Origin of the sequence: Falsiroseomonas tokyonensis, assembly GCF_019024325.1 — a bacterium.
GTDB lineage: Bacteria > Pseudomonadota > Alphaproteobacteria > Acetobacterales > Acetobacteraceae > Falsiroseomonas > Falsiroseomonas tokyonensis.
Genome location: NZ_JAFNJS010000004.1, coordinates 83099 through 98019, shown reverse-complemented (window position 1 = coordinate 98019; position 14921 = coordinate 83099). Strand labels below are relative to the sequence as shown.

22 protein-coding genes are annotated in these 14921 nt (G+C 70.8%); 12 read left to right on the top strand and 10 right to left on the bottom strand.

The genetic code is table 11. From position 1 onward, the window contains the following. Positions 1 to 3 precede the first annotated feature (3 nt). Entirely contained in the window at positions 4 to 396 is a 393-nt protein-coding gene (locus J3S20_RS14235; RefSeq protein WP_216837164.1) for a VOC family protein, read from the bottom strand. Positions 397 to 458: 62 nt separating this feature from the next. After that, positions 459 to 851, bottom strand: a complete 393-nt coding sequence (locus J3S20_RS14230) for a YkvA family protein (protein WP_246602830.1) — start codon at positions 849 to 851, stop codon at positions 459 to 461. A 118-nt stretch (positions 852 to 969) separates the two neighbouring features. On the opposite strand from J3S20_RS14230, the gene rplM reads away from it, so the two are divergent. The 6 genes from rplM to J3S20_RS14200 all read left to right on the top strand — a co-directional run bounded on the left by rplM (position 970) and on the right by J3S20_RS14200 (position 4884). Continuing rightward, entirely contained in the window at positions 970 to 1473 is a 504-nt protein-coding gene (gene rplM / locus J3S20_RS14225) for a 50S ribosomal protein L13 (RefSeq protein WP_216837162.1), read from the top strand. A gap of 2 nt (positions 1474 to 1475) precedes the next feature. Beyond that, a complete protein-coding gene (gene rpsI, locus J3S20_RS14220; protein ID WP_216837161.1) occupies positions 1476 to 1997 on the top strand; it encodes a 30S ribosomal protein S9 in 522 nt (173 codons plus the stop codon). 154 nt (positions 1998 to 2151) lie between these two features. Beyond that, on the top strand, positions 2152 to 3111 hold the full coding sequence (gene argC, locus J3S20_RS14215; protein ID WP_216837160.1) for an N-acetyl-gamma-glutamyl-phosphate reductase: 960 nt from the start codon (positions 2152 to 2154) through the stop codon (positions 3109 to 3111). A 10-nt stretch (positions 3112 to 3121) separates the two neighbouring features. Continuing rightward, positions 3122 to 3649, top strand: coding sequence for a gamma carbonic anhydrase family protein (locus tag J3S20_RS14210; protein WP_216837612.1), 528 nt, complete (start codon positions 3122 to 3124; stop codon positions 3647 to 3649). A 130-nt stretch (positions 3650 to 3779) separates the two neighbouring features. Then, the gene (locus J3S20_RS14205) at positions 3780 to 4352 is read left to right on the top strand and encodes a hypothetical protein (RefSeq protein ID WP_216837159.1); all 573 of its coding nucleotides are present in this window, start codon (positions 3780 to 3782) and stop codon (positions 4350 to 4352) included. Further along, positions 4336 to 4884 (top strand): hypothetical protein, encoded by a 549-nt coding sequence (locus tag J3S20_RS14200; RefSeq protein ID WP_216837158.1) that lies wholly within the window; start codon positions 4336 to 4338, stop codon positions 4882 to 4884. Before J3S20_RS14205 ends, J3S20_RS14200 begins: the two co-directional genes overlap by 17 nt. A 74-nt stretch (positions 4885 to 4958) precedes the next feature. On the opposite strand, the gene J3S20_RS14195 is transcribed toward J3S20_RS14200, so the two are convergent. Then, entirely contained in the window at positions 4959 to 5165 is a 207-nt protein-coding gene (locus J3S20_RS14195) for a cold-shock protein (protein ID WP_216837157.1), read from the bottom strand. A 317-nt stretch (positions 5166 to 5482) separates the two neighbouring features. On the opposite strand from J3S20_RS14195, the gene J3S20_RS14190 reads away from it, so the two are divergent. The 6 genes from J3S20_RS14190 to J3S20_RS14165 all read left to right on the top strand — a co-directional run bounded on the left by J3S20_RS14190 (position 5483) and on the right by J3S20_RS14165 (position 10660). Then, positions 5483 to 6412 carry a metal ABC transporter substrate-binding protein gene (locus J3S20_RS14190; RefSeq protein WP_216837156.1) on the top strand — a complete coding sequence of 310 codons (930 nt, stop codon included), beginning with the start codon at positions 5483 to 5485 and terminating at the stop codon, positions 6410 to 6412. Continuing rightward, the gene (locus J3S20_RS14185; RefSeq protein ID WP_216837155.1) at positions 6412 to 7284 is read left to right on the top strand and encodes an ATP-binding cassette domain-containing protein; all 873 of its coding nucleotides are present in this window, start codon (positions 6412 to 6414) and stop codon (positions 7282 to 7284) included. The genes J3S20_RS14190 and J3S20_RS14185 overlap by 1 nt, the downstream gene beginning before the upstream one ends. Before the next feature lie 184 nt (positions 7285 to 7468). Continuing rightward, a complete protein-coding gene (locus J3S20_RS14180) occupies positions 7469 to 8326 on the top strand; it encodes a metal ABC transporter permease (RefSeq protein WP_216837154.1) in 858 nt (285 codons plus the stop codon). Further along, on the top strand, positions 8323 to 9180 hold the full coding sequence (locus J3S20_RS14175) for a metal ABC transporter permease (RefSeq protein ID WP_216837153.1): 858 nt from the start codon (positions 8323 to 8325) through the stop codon (positions 9178 to 9180). Before J3S20_RS14180 ends, J3S20_RS14175 begins: the two co-directional genes overlap by 4 nt. Before the next feature lie 56 nt (positions 9181 to 9236). Further along, positions 9237 to 9710 (top strand): manganese-binding transcriptional regulator MntR, encoded by a 474-nt coding sequence (mntR, locus tag J3S20_RS14170; protein ID WP_216837152.1) that lies wholly within the window; start codon positions 9237 to 9239, stop codon positions 9708 to 9710. After that, entirely contained in the window at positions 9707 to 10660 is a 954-nt protein-coding gene (locus J3S20_RS14165) for a sterol desaturase family protein (RefSeq protein WP_216837151.1), read from the top strand. The genes mntR and J3S20_RS14165 overlap by 4 nt, the downstream gene beginning before the upstream one ends. A 169-nt stretch (positions 10661 to 10829) precedes the next feature. On the opposite strand, the gene J3S20_RS14160 is transcribed toward J3S20_RS14165, so the two are convergent. The 7 genes from J3S20_RS14160 to J3S20_RS14130 all read right to left on the bottom strand — a co-directional run bounded on the left by J3S20_RS14160 (position 10830) and on the right by J3S20_RS14130 (position 14876). Beyond that, positions 10830 to 11039: a DUF4170 domain-containing protein gene (locus tag J3S20_RS14160; RefSeq protein ID WP_216837150.1), complete on the bottom strand. Its 210-nt coding sequence runs from the start codon at positions 11037 to 11039 to the stop codon at positions 10830 to 10832. A gap of 141 nt (positions 11040 to 11180) precedes the next feature. Next, entirely contained in the window at positions 11181 to 11516 is a 336-nt protein-coding gene (locus J3S20_RS14155) for a hypothetical protein (protein WP_216837149.1), read from the bottom strand. Between the two features lie 94 nt (positions 11517 to 11610). Beyond that, the gene (locus tag J3S20_RS14150) at positions 11611 to 12534 is read right to left on the bottom strand and encodes a LysR family transcriptional regulator (protein WP_216837148.1); all 924 of its coding nucleotides are present in this window, start codon (positions 12532 to 12534) and stop codon (positions 11611 to 11613) included. Between the two features lie 78 nt (positions 12535 to 12612). Then, on the bottom strand, positions 12613 to 13086 hold the full coding sequence (locus J3S20_RS30840; protein WP_216837147.1) for a M23 family metallopeptidase: 474 nt from the start codon (positions 13084 to 13086) through the stop codon (positions 12613 to 12615). Between the two features lie 61 nt (positions 13087 to 13147). Beyond that, entirely contained in the window at positions 13148 to 13468 is a 321-nt protein-coding gene (locus J3S20_RS14140; protein ID WP_216837146.1) for a glycine zipper domain-containing protein, read from the bottom strand. 17 nt (positions 13469 to 13485) lie between these two features. After that, positions 13486 to 13947, bottom strand: coding sequence for a Rap1a/Tai family immunity protein (locus tag J3S20_RS14135; RefSeq protein WP_216837145.1), 462 nt, complete (start codon positions 13945 to 13947; stop codon positions 13486 to 13488). Between the two features lie 158 nt (positions 13948 to 14105). Next, a complete protein-coding gene (locus tag J3S20_RS14130) occupies positions 14106 to 14876 on the bottom strand; it encodes a DUF3750 domain-containing protein (protein WP_216837144.1) in 771 nt (256 codons plus the stop codon). Positions 14877 to 14921: the final 45 nt, after the last annotated feature.

Below are 14921 nucleotides of genomic sequence, written 5' to 3'. Positions count from 1 at the left end.
CCGCTATTCCGGCCGGTGGCAGACGCAGCACAGCTTGTTGCCGTCCGGGTCGCGCAGATAGGCGCCGTAATAGTCCGGGTGGTAGTGCTGCCGCAGCCCGGGCGCGCCTTCCTCCGTCCCGCCCAGCTCCAGGCCGGTGGCGTGGAAGCGGCGGACGGCGGCACGGTCCGGCGCCTCGAAGGCGATCGTCACGCCATTGCCGATACTGGCCGGCCGGCCATCGATCGGGCGCATCAGCCAGAATTGCGGACTGGCCTCCGGATTGGCGGCATAGCCGGCCTGGCCCTGCGCCTCATCCGTGTGGAAGCGGGTGAGGCCGAGCGGGGTGAGCAGCGCGTCGTAGAAGGCCAGGGCGCGCGGGAAGTCGTTGGTGCCGAGGGTGGCGTGGCTGAACATGCGGTGGTCTCCTGCCTTGCACGCCTGGTCTGGCACGCCCCGGCTTGATCCGTCCTGCGGCCTTACGGCCAGGCCGCGCGCAGCAGCAGGGCGGCCGCCGCGATCCACAGCCCGACGATCAGGGCCGCGGCCAGCCGGCTGACCGGCCGGGTGGCGCGGCGCTCGGCCTCCGCGCGGAATTCCTGCATCAGGGGGGCGGGCACCAGGCGGATCGCCAGCCACAGCGCCAGCGGCAGCAGGATCACCTCGTCCAGATAGCCCAGCACCGGGATGACATCCGGGATCAGGTCGATGGGCGAAAGCGCATAGGCGGCGATGGCGGCGCAGAACAGCCGCGCCGGCCAGGGGGTGCGCGGGTCCCGCGCGGCCAGCCACAGCGCCACCACGTCCCGCTTCAGAGTTTTGGCCCAGGCCTTCAGCCGGGCCCAAAGGCCTGCCGGCCTGGCGCTGTCCAAGATCCGCTCCTTTTGACGGTAACCCGATACCGTCACGCCAAAACCCAGCTTTGCCTTGACTTTCCGCCCCTGCGGCCGGATAAGGCGCGCCAGACCGATACCCGGAATCACGAAGCAGATGCTTACTCGGCAAACCACCTCCATCAAGCCGGCGGAGGTCACCAAGAACTGGGTGCTGATCGACGCGGAGGGCCTGGTGCTCGGCCGCCTCGCCAGCCTCATCGCCAATCGCCTGCGCGGCAAGCACAAGGCCACCTTCACCCCGCATGTGGATTGCGGCGACCATGTCGTCGTCATCAACGCGAAGAAGGTGAAGGTCACCGGCCAGAAGGCCGACCAGTCCGTCTTCTACTGGCACACCGGCTATGCCGGCGGCATCAAGGGCCGCACGGTGGGTGAGCGCCTGGCCAGCCCGCACCCCGAGCGGGTGCTGGAAAAGGCGGTGGAGCGCATGATCACGCGCGGCCCGCTCGGCCGCGCCCAGATGCGCAACCTGCATGTCTATGCCGGGCCGGAGCATCCGCATGCCGGCAATACGCCGACCGCGCTGGATGTCGGCGCGCTGAACCGCAAGAATGTCTTCGGCGCCCCCGCGAAGGCCGCCGCTGGTAAGGCTGCCTGAGCATGAGCGAGACCGAATCCCCCCGCGCTGAGACGTCCCGCACCGGCGGCTCCCTGGCCGAGCTGAAGGACCTGGTTGCGGCCGCCGGCGGACCCGCCGCGGAAGGCGCCGTGGTCGTGCAGCCCAAGCGCGACGCGCAGGGCCGCTCCTACGCCACCGGCCGCCGCAAGAACGCGATCGCCCGCGTCTGGGTGAAGCCCGGCAAGGGCAACATCGTGATCAACGGCAAGCCGTCCAACACCTATTTCGCGCGCCCGGTGCTGCGGATGGTGATCGGCCAGCCTTTCCTGGTGGCCGATCGCGACCAGCAGTTCGACGTCTTCGCGACGGTGACCGGCGGCGGCCTCTCCGGCCAGGCCGGCGCGCTGCGCCACGGCATCACCCGCGCGCTGACCTATTACGAGCCGGGCCTGCGCGGCATCCTGAAGAAGGCCGGCTTCCTGACCCGCGACAGCCGCGTGGTCGAGCGCAAGAAGTACGGCAAGGCGAAGGCCCGACGTTCCTTCCAGTTCTCCAAGCGCTGACGCCCGGCGGACCGGGCGCCACGCCCGGCCGCATGGCTGGTACATCAGGGGGGCAGGTCCGCAAGGGCCTGCCCCTCTTGCTTTTTCGGCCGCCGGAGGGCGGCATGCGCGCTGCCGGAGGGCGGCACGGCAATCGATCCGAGGGAATACGACCATGGCCAAGGGATCCATCCCCAGCGTCTTCATCGACGGCGAAGCCGGCACCACCGGCCTGCAGATCCGCGACCGCCTGGCCCGCTTCCCCGGCATCGCGCTGCGCTCCATCCCGGATGAGCAGCGCAAGGACCCCGCGGCCAAGCGCGCGCTGATGGCGGAGGTGGATCTGGTCGTGCTCTGCCTGCCGGATGCCGCGGCCAAGGAAAGCGCGGCCATGGCGGCCGGGCTCGGCGCCGATGCCCCGAAGCTGATCGACGCCTCCACCGCGCATCGGGTGGACCCCGACTGGGTCTATGGCTTTCCTGAATTGAACGCCGCGCAGGCCGAAGCCGTGGCCAAGGCCATGCGGGTGGCGAATCCCGGCTGCTACCCCACCGGCGGCATCGCCCTGCTGCGCCCGCTGGTCGAGGCCGGCATCTTGCCCGCGGACTACCCCGTCACGGTCAATGCCGTCTCCGGCTATTCCGGCGGCGGCAAGCAGATGATCGCGGAATTCGAGCCCGCCCGCACCGCCGCGCCCTTCTTCCTCTACGGCCTGAACCTGCAGCACAAGCATGTGCCGGAGCTGCAGAAATACAGCGGGCTGGCGCGGCGGCCGATCTTCGTGCCCTCGGTCGGCGATTTCGCGCAAGGCATGCTGGTCTCCGTTCCGCTGCATCTCGACCTGCTGAACGGCACGCCGGGCCCGGCCGATCTCGAGGCCTGCCTGCGCGCCGCCTATGCCGGCAGCTTCTGGGTGCGGGTGGAGGCGGCCGATCCCAAGGCGCGGCTGGCGCCGGAGGAACTGAACGGCAGCAATTTCCTCGAATTGCGCGTCTATGGGAATGAAGCGGCGGGGCAGGCGGTGCTGGTGGCCAAGCTGGACAATCTCGGCAAGGGTGCCTCCGGCGCCGCGGTGCAGAATATCGGCCTGATGCTGGGCGTGGACGTCACCGCCGCCCTGCCGCTGGCCGCCTAGGGAGAGAATGATGACCGGCCCCGTGATCCCCTTCGAGGACAAGACGCCAAAAATCCATCCGGAGGCCTGGGTGGCGCCGACCGCCCTCGTCATCGGCGATGTCGAGATCGGCGAGGAGAGCAGCATCTGGTACCACTGCGTGCTGCGCGGGGACACGAACTTCATGCGCATCGGCGCCCGCACCAATATCCAGGACGGCAGCGTGCTGCACCTGAATGCGGGGGCGGAGCCGCTGGTGATCGGCGATGACGTGACGGTGGGCCATGCCTGCATCATCCATGCCTGCACGCTGAAGAACCGCGCCTTCGTCGGCATGGGCGCCACCGTGCTGGACCGCGCGGTGATCGAGGAAGGCGGCATGCTCGGCGCCGGCGGCATGCTGCCGCCCGGCAAGGTGATCGGCCCGAACGAGCTCTGGATGGGCAGCCCGGCCAAGCTGGTGCGGGTGATGTCGGCCGAGGAGCGCGCGAAGTTCGACCGCACCGCGCCGAGCTACGTGGCGCTGGCCAAGCGGCATCGGGCCAGCCTCGCGCGGTAGAGCGTTTTCAAGCCTTGCGGCTTCGCAAGGCGACTTGGAAAACGCGTCGAGACAGGTCCAGCCGTGGCGTGACTTGGCCGGGCGCCGGGCGGACCCCATCTCCCTGATGCCCTGGATGAGGCCGTCCCGCATGCGCCACCCCCTTGCCGCCTTTGCCCTCCTGCTGCTGGCCGGCTGCACGCCGATGCCGCCGCCCGAATCGGTGACGCTGCCGCCCACCGCCCAGGCGGCTGGCGCCGGCGACCCGACCAGGGGCGCCATCCTCGCCTCCTCCTTTGCCTTCGGCACGCCGTCGCGGCTGCAGGGCAACCCCGAAGCGGCGGCGCGGGCGCTTGGGCAGCTGGAATACCTGACGGTGGAGCTGGGCCAGGGCGGCGCCTGGCGGGACATCCACCCGCTGGTCGCGTTGGAATTGCGCCAGGCCCGGACGGAGGCCCGCCAGGCGCTGGGCTTCCGGGAGGATGCCACGCCGCAGCGGGCAGTGGATGCGCTCTATGGCGCCGCCGCGGCGCTGGGCCAGGGCGACCGCGCGGCGGCCCTCGCGGCGCTCGCGCCCTTCGCGGTGCCTGGTGGCGGGGAACAGGCGCTGGCGCGGCTGGCGGACCTGCCGCCGCTGCCCCGCGCCGCCTCTGCCACCGCCCGGGCGCGGGATGCGCTCAATCGCCGCGACAATGACCGGGGCCAGCGTGACCGTATCTTCTAGGCTTCTGCCGCTGCTGCTGCTGGCCGCCTGCGCCGCGCAAGGCCCGCCCGCGGCCGAGGTGCCGCTGGCCATGCCGGCCGGGGCGGGCGATCCGGCGCGCGCCGCGGTACTGGCCGCCGCCCCGGCCTTTGCCGATACCGCGTCCCTGGCCGGCCGCCCGGCCGAGGCCGCGCGCCAGGCGGCGCGGCTGGAATGGCTCGCCGCCTCCCTGGTGCAGCGGCCGGATTGGCGGCGCGCGACGCCGCTGCTGGGTCCGGCGCTGGAGCAGGGGCGGGCGGAGCTGCGCGGCGCGCTGGGATTGGCGCCGGCGGTGCCGCCGCCGGCCGCGGCCGCCGCCCTGCTGCGCGCGGCCGCGGGGCTGGATGCGGGGGATGCGGGGCGCGCCGCGGCGGCGCTGGATCCGGTCTCGGCCGGGCAGGGCCAGGCGCTGCTGCAGCGCCTGGCCGCCCTGCCGCCGCTGCCCCGTGCCGCCCAGGCCACGGGCCTGGCGCAGTCCGAGCTGATGAATGACGGCCGCTGGGACGTGGACTGACCCAAGGCGCTGAAACGAAAACGGCCCCGCTGCAGGGCAGCGGGGCCGTCGGAAGGCTCAGGCGCTAAAGAAGGTCAGACCTTCTTCAGGTTGCCCGCAGATTCCTTGCCCTGCTGGCCGCGCTGGATCTCGTACTGGATCTTGTCGCCTTCACGCGGGTCCTGAAGGCCGGCGCGCTGGACGTCAGAGATGTGCAGGAAGACGTCCTTGGAGCCGTCCTCCGGCTGAATGAAGCCAAAGCCCTTGGTCGCGTTGAACCACTTGACGGTGCCGATCGGCATGGGGGTGTTCCGTTCTTGAGAAAAGACCACAGCGCGACATTGCACCGCGGATCACAACTGAGGGGAAACGGACACCACGCCTTGGGCGCTCACGGATGAGCAGGAAGAGCCGGCCGAACCGAACAACAATGACCCCACTCATATGGCGGCTGCGAGGGGGGCTGGCAAGGAGAGAAGGCCCGGCGCGCGCGCGCAGTGGCCATTTAGCGGGGCTTGCATCGTCTGTAGCCAAGGCTACATACTGACGGCCAGGCAAGATGTTCAACCACCAACGACATCCATTCATCCTCCATGCACCTTCGCGCCAAGGGAATGCCATGACCGGAGCCGCCACCCGCCGCCGCCTGCTGGCCGCCACGATCGGGATTGCAAGCCTGGGCGCCCTAAGCGCGCCCACCGCGCAGGCCCAGCCGGCGCCCAAGCGCATCGTCGCCACCTTCACCGTGCTGGCCGACATGGCGCAGAACGTGGCCGGGGAGGCCGCGCTGGTCGAAAGCCTGACCCGCCCGGGCTCCGAGATTCACGACTATTCGCCGACCCCGCTCGATGTGGTGCGGGCGCGTTCCGCCGACCTGGTGCTGTGGAACGGCATGGGGCTGGAGCGGTGGTTCGAGCGTTTCTTCAGCCGCGCCGGCAATGCCCGCCAGGCAGTGCTGACCGAGGGCATCGCGCCGATCGGCATTGGCGAGGGTCCCTACCAGAACCAGCCCAACCCGCATGCCTGGATGTCGCCCACCCTGGCGCTGGTTTATGTCGAGAATATCCGCAAGGCGCTGTCGGACCTCGACCCGGCCAATGCCGCGACCTACGCCGCCAATGCCGCACGCTATTCTGACCAGATCCGCGCCGTGGACGCCCGGCTGCGCGAAAGCCTGGCGCGGCTGCCGGCGGATCGCCGCGTGCTGGCCACCTGCGAGGGCGCCTTCAGCTACCTGACGCGCGACTACGGCCTGCGCGAGGCCTATCTCTGGCCGATCAACTCGGAGGATGAGGGCACGCCCCGCCAGGTCCGCGCCATGATCGACACGGTCCGCCGCACCCGCGTGCCCGCGGTCTTCTGCGAAAGCACGGTGAACGACCGCCCGATGCGCCAGGTGGCGCGGGAGGCCGGGGCCCGCTACGGCGGCGCGCTCTTCGTGGACAGCCTGACGGCGGAGGACGGCCCGGCGCCGACCTATCTCAAGCTGCTGGAGGCCAATGCGGAGTTGATCCTGCGCGGCTTCTTCGGCAGCCAGGCGACACGCTGATGGATGGCGGGGACTTGCCGGGGCTGACGGTGCAGGGCGTCACCGTCACCTATCCGAACGGCCACCTGGCGCTGCGCGATGCCAGTTTTGCGCTCGCGCCCGGCACGGTCTGCGGGCTGGTGGGCGTGAATGGCAGCGGCAAGTCCACCCTGTTCAAGGCCATCATGGGCCTGGTGCGGCCTTCCGCAGGCCAGGTGCGCATCGGCGGGGAGAAGGTGCAGGCGGCGCTGAAGCACAACCTGGTGGCCTATGTGCCGCAGGCGGAGGAGGTGGACTGGTCCTTCCCCGTGGGCGTTCGCGACGTGGTGATGATGGGCCGCTACGGCCATATGAACATGCTGCGCATTCCCCGCGCCGCGGACCGCGCCGCGGTGGATGCGGCGCTGGCCCGCGTCGGCATGCTGGAACTGGCGGAACGCCAGATCGGCGAATTGTCCGGCGGCCAGCGCAAGCGCGTCTTTCTCGCCCGCGCCCTCGCCCAGGGCGGCCAGCTGCTGCTGCTGGACGAGCCTTTCACCGGCGTCGACGTGACCACTGAGGATGCGATCATCGAACTGCTGAAGGCGCTGCGGGCCGAAGGCAAGATCATCCTTGTCTCGACCCACAACCTCGGCTCCGTGCCGACCTTCTGCGACCATGTGGTGCTGGTGAACCGCACGGTGCTGGCGGCGGGTCCAACGCCCGAGATCTTCACCGGTCCCAACCTGCTGCGCGCCTTCGGCGGCGCGCTGCGCCAGCACAGCCTGCCCGAACAGGCCAAGGCGCATGCGCCGCTGGAGGCGGGGCATGTGGTGGTGCTGTCGGATGACGAGCGGCCGCTGGTGATGGCGCCGGACGGGCGCGTGCTCGGCCGGCTGACGCAGGATCTGTGAGGATGGGCGCGACGGATGCCCCCACCCCGACCAGCCCTTGGCGTCGCGGCAGTGCCGCAACCCCCCGCAAGCGCGGGGGAGGGAGTCCGCTGCTCCCTCCCCCGCGCTTGCGGGGGGTTGCGGCACTGCCGCGACGCCGAAGGCTGGTGGGGGTGGGGGTCAGCGGGCCCGGAACGCCCACCCCATGACCGAACTCCTCATCCCCTTCGAATACGACTACATGCTGCGCGCCATGGGCATCGCCGCCCTGGTCGGCGCCGTCGCCGGGCTGCTGTCCTGCTACGTCGTCCTCAAGGGCTGGTCGCTGATGGGCGATGCGTTGAGCCATGCCATCGTGCCGGGCGTGGTGCTGGCCTGGCTCGGCGGCATTCCCTTCGCCATCGGCGCCTTCGCCTCCGGCATGCTGGCGGCGCTGGCCATGGCAGGCCTCCGCGGCCGTACCCCGATCCGGGAGGATGCGGTGATCGGCGTGGTCTTCACCGGCTTCTTCGGCCTCGGCCTGTTCCTGCTGTCCATCTTCCCGTCGAACGTCCGGCTGCAGACCATCATCTTCGGCAATGTGCTGGGCATCGCGGATGCGGACATCGTGCAGATGGCGATCATCGCGGTGGTGGTGGCCCTCGCCCTGGCCATCTGGGGGCGAGACCTTATGCTTTCGCTGTTCGATCCGGTGCAACTGGTGGCCGCCGGCGGCAGCCCGGGGCGGATGCGCGTGCTGCTGCTGACGCTGCTGGCGGCGACGGCGGTGGCCGGGCTGCAGGCGGTGGGCGCGGTGCTGGTCATCGGCATGCTGGTGACGCCGGGCGCCACCGCCTACCTCCTCGCCGACCGCTTCGGGCGGATGGCGGCCATCGCGACCGGCATCGGCGCTTCCACCGGCCTCATCGGCGCCTATGCCAGCTACTTCCTGGATGGCTCCACGGGCGGCAGCATCGTCGCGCTGCAGGCCGCGATCTTCGTCCTCGTGCTGGTCTTCGCCCCCAAGCACGGCATTCGCGCCAGCCGGCGCGCCGCCGCCAAGGCCGTGGAGACGCCCGCATGATCGAGGCCTTCCTCGCCCCCTGGCAGCACGGCTTCATGATCCAGGCCCTCGCCGTCGGCCTGATGGTGGCCACGCTGTCCGCCATCCTGTCCTGCTTCGTGGTGCTGAAGGGCTGGTCGCTGATGGGCGATGCGGTCAGCCACGCCATCCTGCCCGGCGTGGTGCTCGCCTGGCTGATCGGCATACCGCTGGCGATCGGCGCCTTCGTCGCGGGGCTTGCCTGCGCCATCGCCTCCGGCGCCATCAAGGCCACGTCGCGCATCAAGGAGGATGCGGCCATGGGCGTGGTCTTCAGCGGCATGTTCGCCGTCGGCCTCATCCTGCTGTCCCAGGTGCGGTCGGAAGTGCATCTCTCCCATGTCCTCTTCGGCAGCATCCTGGGGATCGAGGCGGAGGATTTCTGGACGACGCTCGGCATCGCCTCCGCCGCGCTGGTGATCCTGGCGCTGCGCGGGCGGGACCTCGTGCTGTTCTGCTTCGACCCGGGCCAGGCCCGCATCGTCGGCCTGCATGTCGGGCGGCTGCGGCTGCTGCTGCTGACCGTGCTGGCGGCCAGCATCGTGGCCGGCGTGCAGGCGGTGGGCGTCATCCTGGTGGTGGCGCTGCTGATCACGCCCGGCGCCATCGGCATCCTGATGACGGACCGCTTCGGGCGCATGGTCTGGGTGGCGGTCGGCAGTGCCTGCGCGGCGACGCTGGTGGGCATCCAGGTCAGCTTCATGCTGGATGCCTCCACCGCCGGTTCCATCGTGCTGGCGCTCTCGGCTATTTTCGTGGTGGCGCTGCTGGCCTCCCCGCGGCACGGCCTGCTGCGCCGCCGCCGTGCGGCCCCCGCGCCGGTCCCGGCGGGGTGAAAGTGAAGCCGGTGCCACAAATTGGCGCCGCGCTTCCCCGATGATAGGCTCCCTGCATGAGCACGGCCGAGTCCCGCGCGGACGACCCCCTCCCTGAGACCTCCGCCGAAGGGGCCGATGAGGCCGCGCGCCATGCCTCCGCCCGCACCGCCCGCGCCGCCGCCCTGGCCGAGGACTATGTCGAGATCATCGCGGACCTGCTGGAACGCGATGCCGAGGCGCGCCCCACGGATATCGCCCGCCGCCTCGGCGTCACCCATGCCACCGCCATCAAGACCATCGGCCGCCTCAAGCGGGACGGGTTGGCCCATTCGAAGCCCTATCGCGGCGTCTTCCTGACCGAGGCGGGGCATGAACTCGCCCGCCGCGTCCGCGCCCGGCACCAGACGGTGGTGGCCTTCCTCGCCGCGCTGGGCGTGCCGGCGGAGATCGCGGAGGCGGATGCCGAGGGCATCGAGCACCATGTCAGCGATGCGACGCTCGCCGCCTTCGAGCGTTTCCTGCTGGCCCGCGGGAAGCCTGACGAATGATCGACCTGCTCGACGCCATCCGCGCCCATGTCCATGAAGGCTGGGTGATCCCGGCGCTCTACGACCTCGGCCTGATGACCTGGGAGGAGGAGGCCTTCGACTGGCTCGGCTTCGCGCTGCTTGGCCTGGTGCAGATCGCGGTCTGCATCGCGCTGTGTGGCACGCTCGAAAAATGGCGGCCGGTGGAGCGCTGGGACGACCACGGGCCGGTGCGCACCGATATCCTCTACACGCTGCTGATCCGCCTCGGCATCCTGCCGCTGGCGGTCTTCGTGCTGTTCCGCCCGCTGCAGGTCTGGCTGCACGGCACCATCGTGGATTACGGCGCGGTGCCGCCGACGCTGGAATCGCTGTTCCCCGCGCTGCGGGAGGCGCCGCTGCTGGCGCTGGCGGTCTATGTGGTGGTGCTGGATTTCGGCGAATACTGGCGCCACCGGCTGCAGCACGCGATCCCCTGGTGGTGGGAACTGCATGCGGTGCATCACGCGCAGAAGCAGATGACCTTCTGGACGGATGACCGCAACCACCTGGCGGATGACATCATCGCCGCCATCTGGCTCGGCCTGTTGGCACTCGCCATCGGCGTGCCGCCGGCGCAGTTCCCGGTGATCGTGCTGGTCACCCGCATCGTCGAATCGCTGTCGCATGCCAATGCGCGGCTGAGCTTCGGGCGGGTGGGGGAGCGCCTGCTGGTCTCGCCCCGCTTCCACCGCGCGCATCACGGCGAACAGGCCACCGATGTGCAGGGCGTGAACTACGGTGTGCTGCTGCCCGTCTGGGACTGGATTTTTGGGACTGCCGATTGGAATCGGCGCCATTATCCGGCTACCGGCGTGCCGGGCGCCGATCCCGCCATCGTCTCCGGCGGCTTCTGGGCGCAGCAGGTGTCCGGGCTGCGCGCTGCGCTGGGCCGGATCTGGCCGCGGGCGAAGCGGCAGCCGGAGAGCTGACGCCCCAGAGGTCGTTTGAGAATGCCGGACGGGTCGGTTCCGCGGCGCTTTTCCGCCCCTGCCGCGTTGGGCGGCTTGCCGATGCAACCAGCATCGGCCGCACCGCCCGTCTTGCAGGAACGAAAAATCGCCTGCGGTCCCTCAGCCGCCGGCATTCTCAAACGGTCTCTCAGGCCTTGGTCGGCGGCTTCGCCAGCATCACGAAAAGCCGGTGCGTCGCGATATCCACCTTGCGCCGCATATGGTCCTGCCAGGCGCGATTGGCGGTGGCCTCGTCCGGATAGGGGCCGTGCAGCTCCTCCGTCCCGGGCTCCAGCACGGTGAAGCTGGTATCGGTGAAGATGCCGCCCCAGACCACCCAGACCTGCCGCTCGCTCATCGCGCAATCCTCGATTCATGCCGCACCGCAGCATTTAAGCGAATCCGGCGCCGGGCGGTATGGCCCGGCGGCCGAAAACACCGCGAGGATAGCGATCCCGCCTTCACCAGCGGTGAAGACGGGGCAGGGCGGGGCCGGGATTCAGCGGCTGCCGCGGGCCCGGCGCATCATGTCCACCATGCCGGCGGGGACATAGACCGTCTCCTGCGACTCACCGGATCCGATGGTCAGCGGCACATAGCCCGGGCGCGGGGACTGGGAGAAGATGGCGTCGAGATGCACCACCCGCACATCCATGCCGGTGGGATCCGTCACCATCACCCGCCCGCCGCCCACCAGCGTCCCCTGGCCCATGGGGCCGTAATCCACCATCATATTCTCGCCGGAGCCGGTGACCCGCGGATAACTCTGCGCCATGGCGGCGGGGGCGGCCAGCAACAGGGTGGTGGCCAGGAACATCGTGCGGCGCAGCGTCATGGGAGCTTCTCCTTCATCCCGGCGCCGCGAAGGCCGGCGCCTGGCGGAAGACTTCCGGATGCCGCCGCGCCAGCGCAGCCTTCATGCGCGGCTTCTATCGGAACAATGCGCGCGGCGCATGAAGCTGGTCATTCGCCGCGGGCGTGGCGAAACGGGTGCGGCGCAGCGCCTCCACGAATCGCGCCAGCGGGCCGGACCAGCGGCGGCCGGACACCGTCACCAGACACACCTGGCGCGCCACCGGTGCATCCTCCACCGGGCGCAGCACCAGCCCCGCTTGCACCGCGCTGAATTCCGGCAGGAAGCAGACGCCCATGCCGGCGGCGACCAGGCATTGGATCCAGTCCTCCCGCTCGCTGCGGCAGGCATGAACAAGGCGGGCGCCTACCGCGGCCAGGTGGCTGCCCAGCACGTCCCGGTGTTCGCAGTTGATGCGGGACAGGTAGGTCTGCCCGTCCATGTCGCGCATGGCGATGGCCTTGCGCTGGGCGAAGGGGTGGCCCGGCGCGCAGGCCACCAGGAAGCGCTCGGCATAGAGCGGCTCCGCCCGCAGCCGCTCGTGATAGGCCTCCGGCTGCACCATCAGCGCGGCGTCCAGGTCGCCCTGCAGCAGCTGTTCCGCCAGCCGGTCGGGGGTCGCATCCGTCAGGCTGAGGTCGATGCCCGGCTGCGCATCCCGGAAGCGCCCGAGCAAGGGCCCGAAGCGGGAGGGGCCGAGCGAGCACATGATGCCGAGGCGCAGGTCGGAGCCCTGCAGCCGCAGATGCAGCGAGGCCTGCTTGCGGACGGAGCGGCTGCGGGCGACGATATCCTCGATGCGCGGCAGCACCATGCGGCCGAGCGCGGTCAGATGCGTGGTCCCGCCTTCCCGCACGAAAAGCGGGCCGCCGAGCTCCTTCTCCAGCTTCTGGATGCCGCGCGTAAGCGTGGGCTGGGTGACGCCGCAGAGCGCGGCGGCGCGGGTGAAGTGCATGGTCTGGCTGGCTGCCAGGAAATAGCCCATCTCGCGAAGATCCATGCCGCCCACCCCGTCCTGTCCCGCAAAGGCGGGCCATTGGCGCTTCGCCGCCGAGGGCCGGATGGTTCCGCCGCCGGTTCAGCCGCAGGGCGCGATCGTCAGGAAGGGCGCGGGATCGACCGGCTGGCCGCGCACCACCAGTTCGAAATGCAGATGCGTGCCGTAGGTGATGCCGCTGCGGCCGATGCGGCCGAGCCTTTCGCCGCGCGCCACACGGCGGCGGCCGCTGGCGATGGCCGGGGCGACGCTGCCGAGATGGGCGTAGCGGGTGGCGAAGCCGCCCTCGTGGCGGATCTCCACCTCCAGCCCCGCCGCGCCGCGCCGGCGCACCGCGACCACCTGGCCGGCGGCGGCCGCCGTCACCCAGGCGCCGGCCGGTGCCGGCATGTCCAGGCCGCGATGCTGGCGAGAGGCGCGGGGCCCGGCATCACGCCTTTCGCCAAAGGGGGAGGAGATGCAGGCCTGGCCGAGCGGCAGGGCCAGCTCGCCCGGCCCGGGCTGCGCCAGGGCGGGTGGGACCAGCAGTGTCGAGAGAAGCAGGAAATATCGCACAGGACCTGCCAGGATCGGGGCGAGGGGCCTTTGCCGCCCCTCGCCCCCTCTGGCAAGGGGATCAGCGGCGGTAGCCGTCGCCGCGATAGCGGTCGCGATAGCCGCCGCGGTAGCCGCGGCCGTCGCCGCGGCGGTCGTCGTAGCGCGGCTGCGACTGGTCATACAGGTAGCCGCCGGCACCGCCGACACCGGCACCCAGCAGGGCGCCGAGCCCCGCATTGCCGCTGAAGGAGCCGAGCACGCCGCCGACGGCGCCGCCGCCCAGCGCGCCGGTGGCGACCCGCTGCTGGGTCTGGTTGAGATCGCCGCAGGCGGACAGGCCGAGGCCGGCGATCAGGGGGAGGACGAGCTTAAGGCTTTGAAGGGGGCGCAGGGCGCGCATGACGAGTTTCCTTTCGCTCAGCGGGACGGGCGGTTGCGCATCGGCCGGGCCGGCGGGCAGGGGAACTGTTCCTGTGCATAGCGCAGGAAGCCATCCAGTGCCGGCTCGTTCGCGTAGCGCGGATTGCCGCGGGCCCAGGCGGCGAAGCCGATGCCCGTCTCGGCGACGCTGGGGCCGGGCGTCGGCACGCAGAACAGCGGCCGCGCCGGGCCGCCGGCGGGGTAGAGCAGCGCATGGTACTGGCCGGCGCCGGTCAGGAAGCCCTGGCAATAGGCGATCGCCTCGAAGCGCCGCATGCCGCGCACATCGGGGTCGCAGACGGCGGCGAGGTCCGAGACGGTCTGTACATGATCGGTGACGCTGGGCTCGCGGTCCGGGCCGCCCCGTCCTTGGGAATACCCCTGGGCGAGGCCCGGGGCGGAGCCCATTGCGGCCCCCATCAGGCCCAGCAGTGCCGCTGTTGCCACAAGGCGCATCATCGTTTCCTTCCTTCGGAAGTGGAGTCGAAGCCCCTGCCACGGCGGCGGCAGCCCGAAGGCGGGCGGCCGGACGCGCAAGCATCCCGGTGACAACGTCCGGGCGCCGCGGTTCGTTCAATGCGCGAGTAAATTCACCGGCGGGCGCTGATCCGCCGCGTTCAGGGCAGGGCGGCGGCGGCCTCCGGCATCGGGTCCAGCCCGAGGCGGCCCAGGCCGGGCAGCTTCAGCGCCGGCCGCCGCAGGTCCAGCCCGGCGACAGCGCCCAGGATATTCACCTCGATCCCCTCGACCCAGCCCAGCGTCAGCCCGGCATAGCCGCCGAGCGTCAGGCGGATGCCGGTGCCGGACCCGGTGAGCCGCAGCCAGCGCCCGTCATGCGGGTAGTCCTTGCCGATGGCATTCGGCGGCAGCGCCGCCGGCAGCCCCGGCACCGCCTCCATCACCGCGGCGACGAAGGTATTGGAATTGGGGCCGGGCCAGACCCGGTAGTCGCCGCGGTTGCGCCAGGCATAATCCGCGATGGCCGCCTGCATGCGCGGGATCATCGCCGCCGCCTCCGGCCCATCCGCCGCGAAGACCAACTGCGGCGCCCGGCCGAACCAGCGGCCATCAGCCGCGAAGCCGTTCACCCGGATGGGGTCGCCCCAGGCGGTATAGTCGTAGCGGGTATAGGCATCCGCGCCCTCCGGCTTGATGACCAGCCAGCTATGGACCGCGAAGATGCCGCGCCAGCGCACCGTGGGGGCGGCGAAGATGCGCACCACCGCCTCCGGCTTCTGGGATGCCGGCGGCAGCAGCCCGGCGCTGCTGCGATCCGCCACCTGCCAGCCTGGGCCGATGCCGTTCCAGTGGTGGATTGCGGCGGAGATGCCGAGCGGCAGCAGGAAGAACAGGGCGAAGAGGAGGAGGGCGGTCTTCAGGATCGGCATCTTCTGCGGATTTTGGGTCCCGCCCCAGCTTCCGCAAGCCGGGCC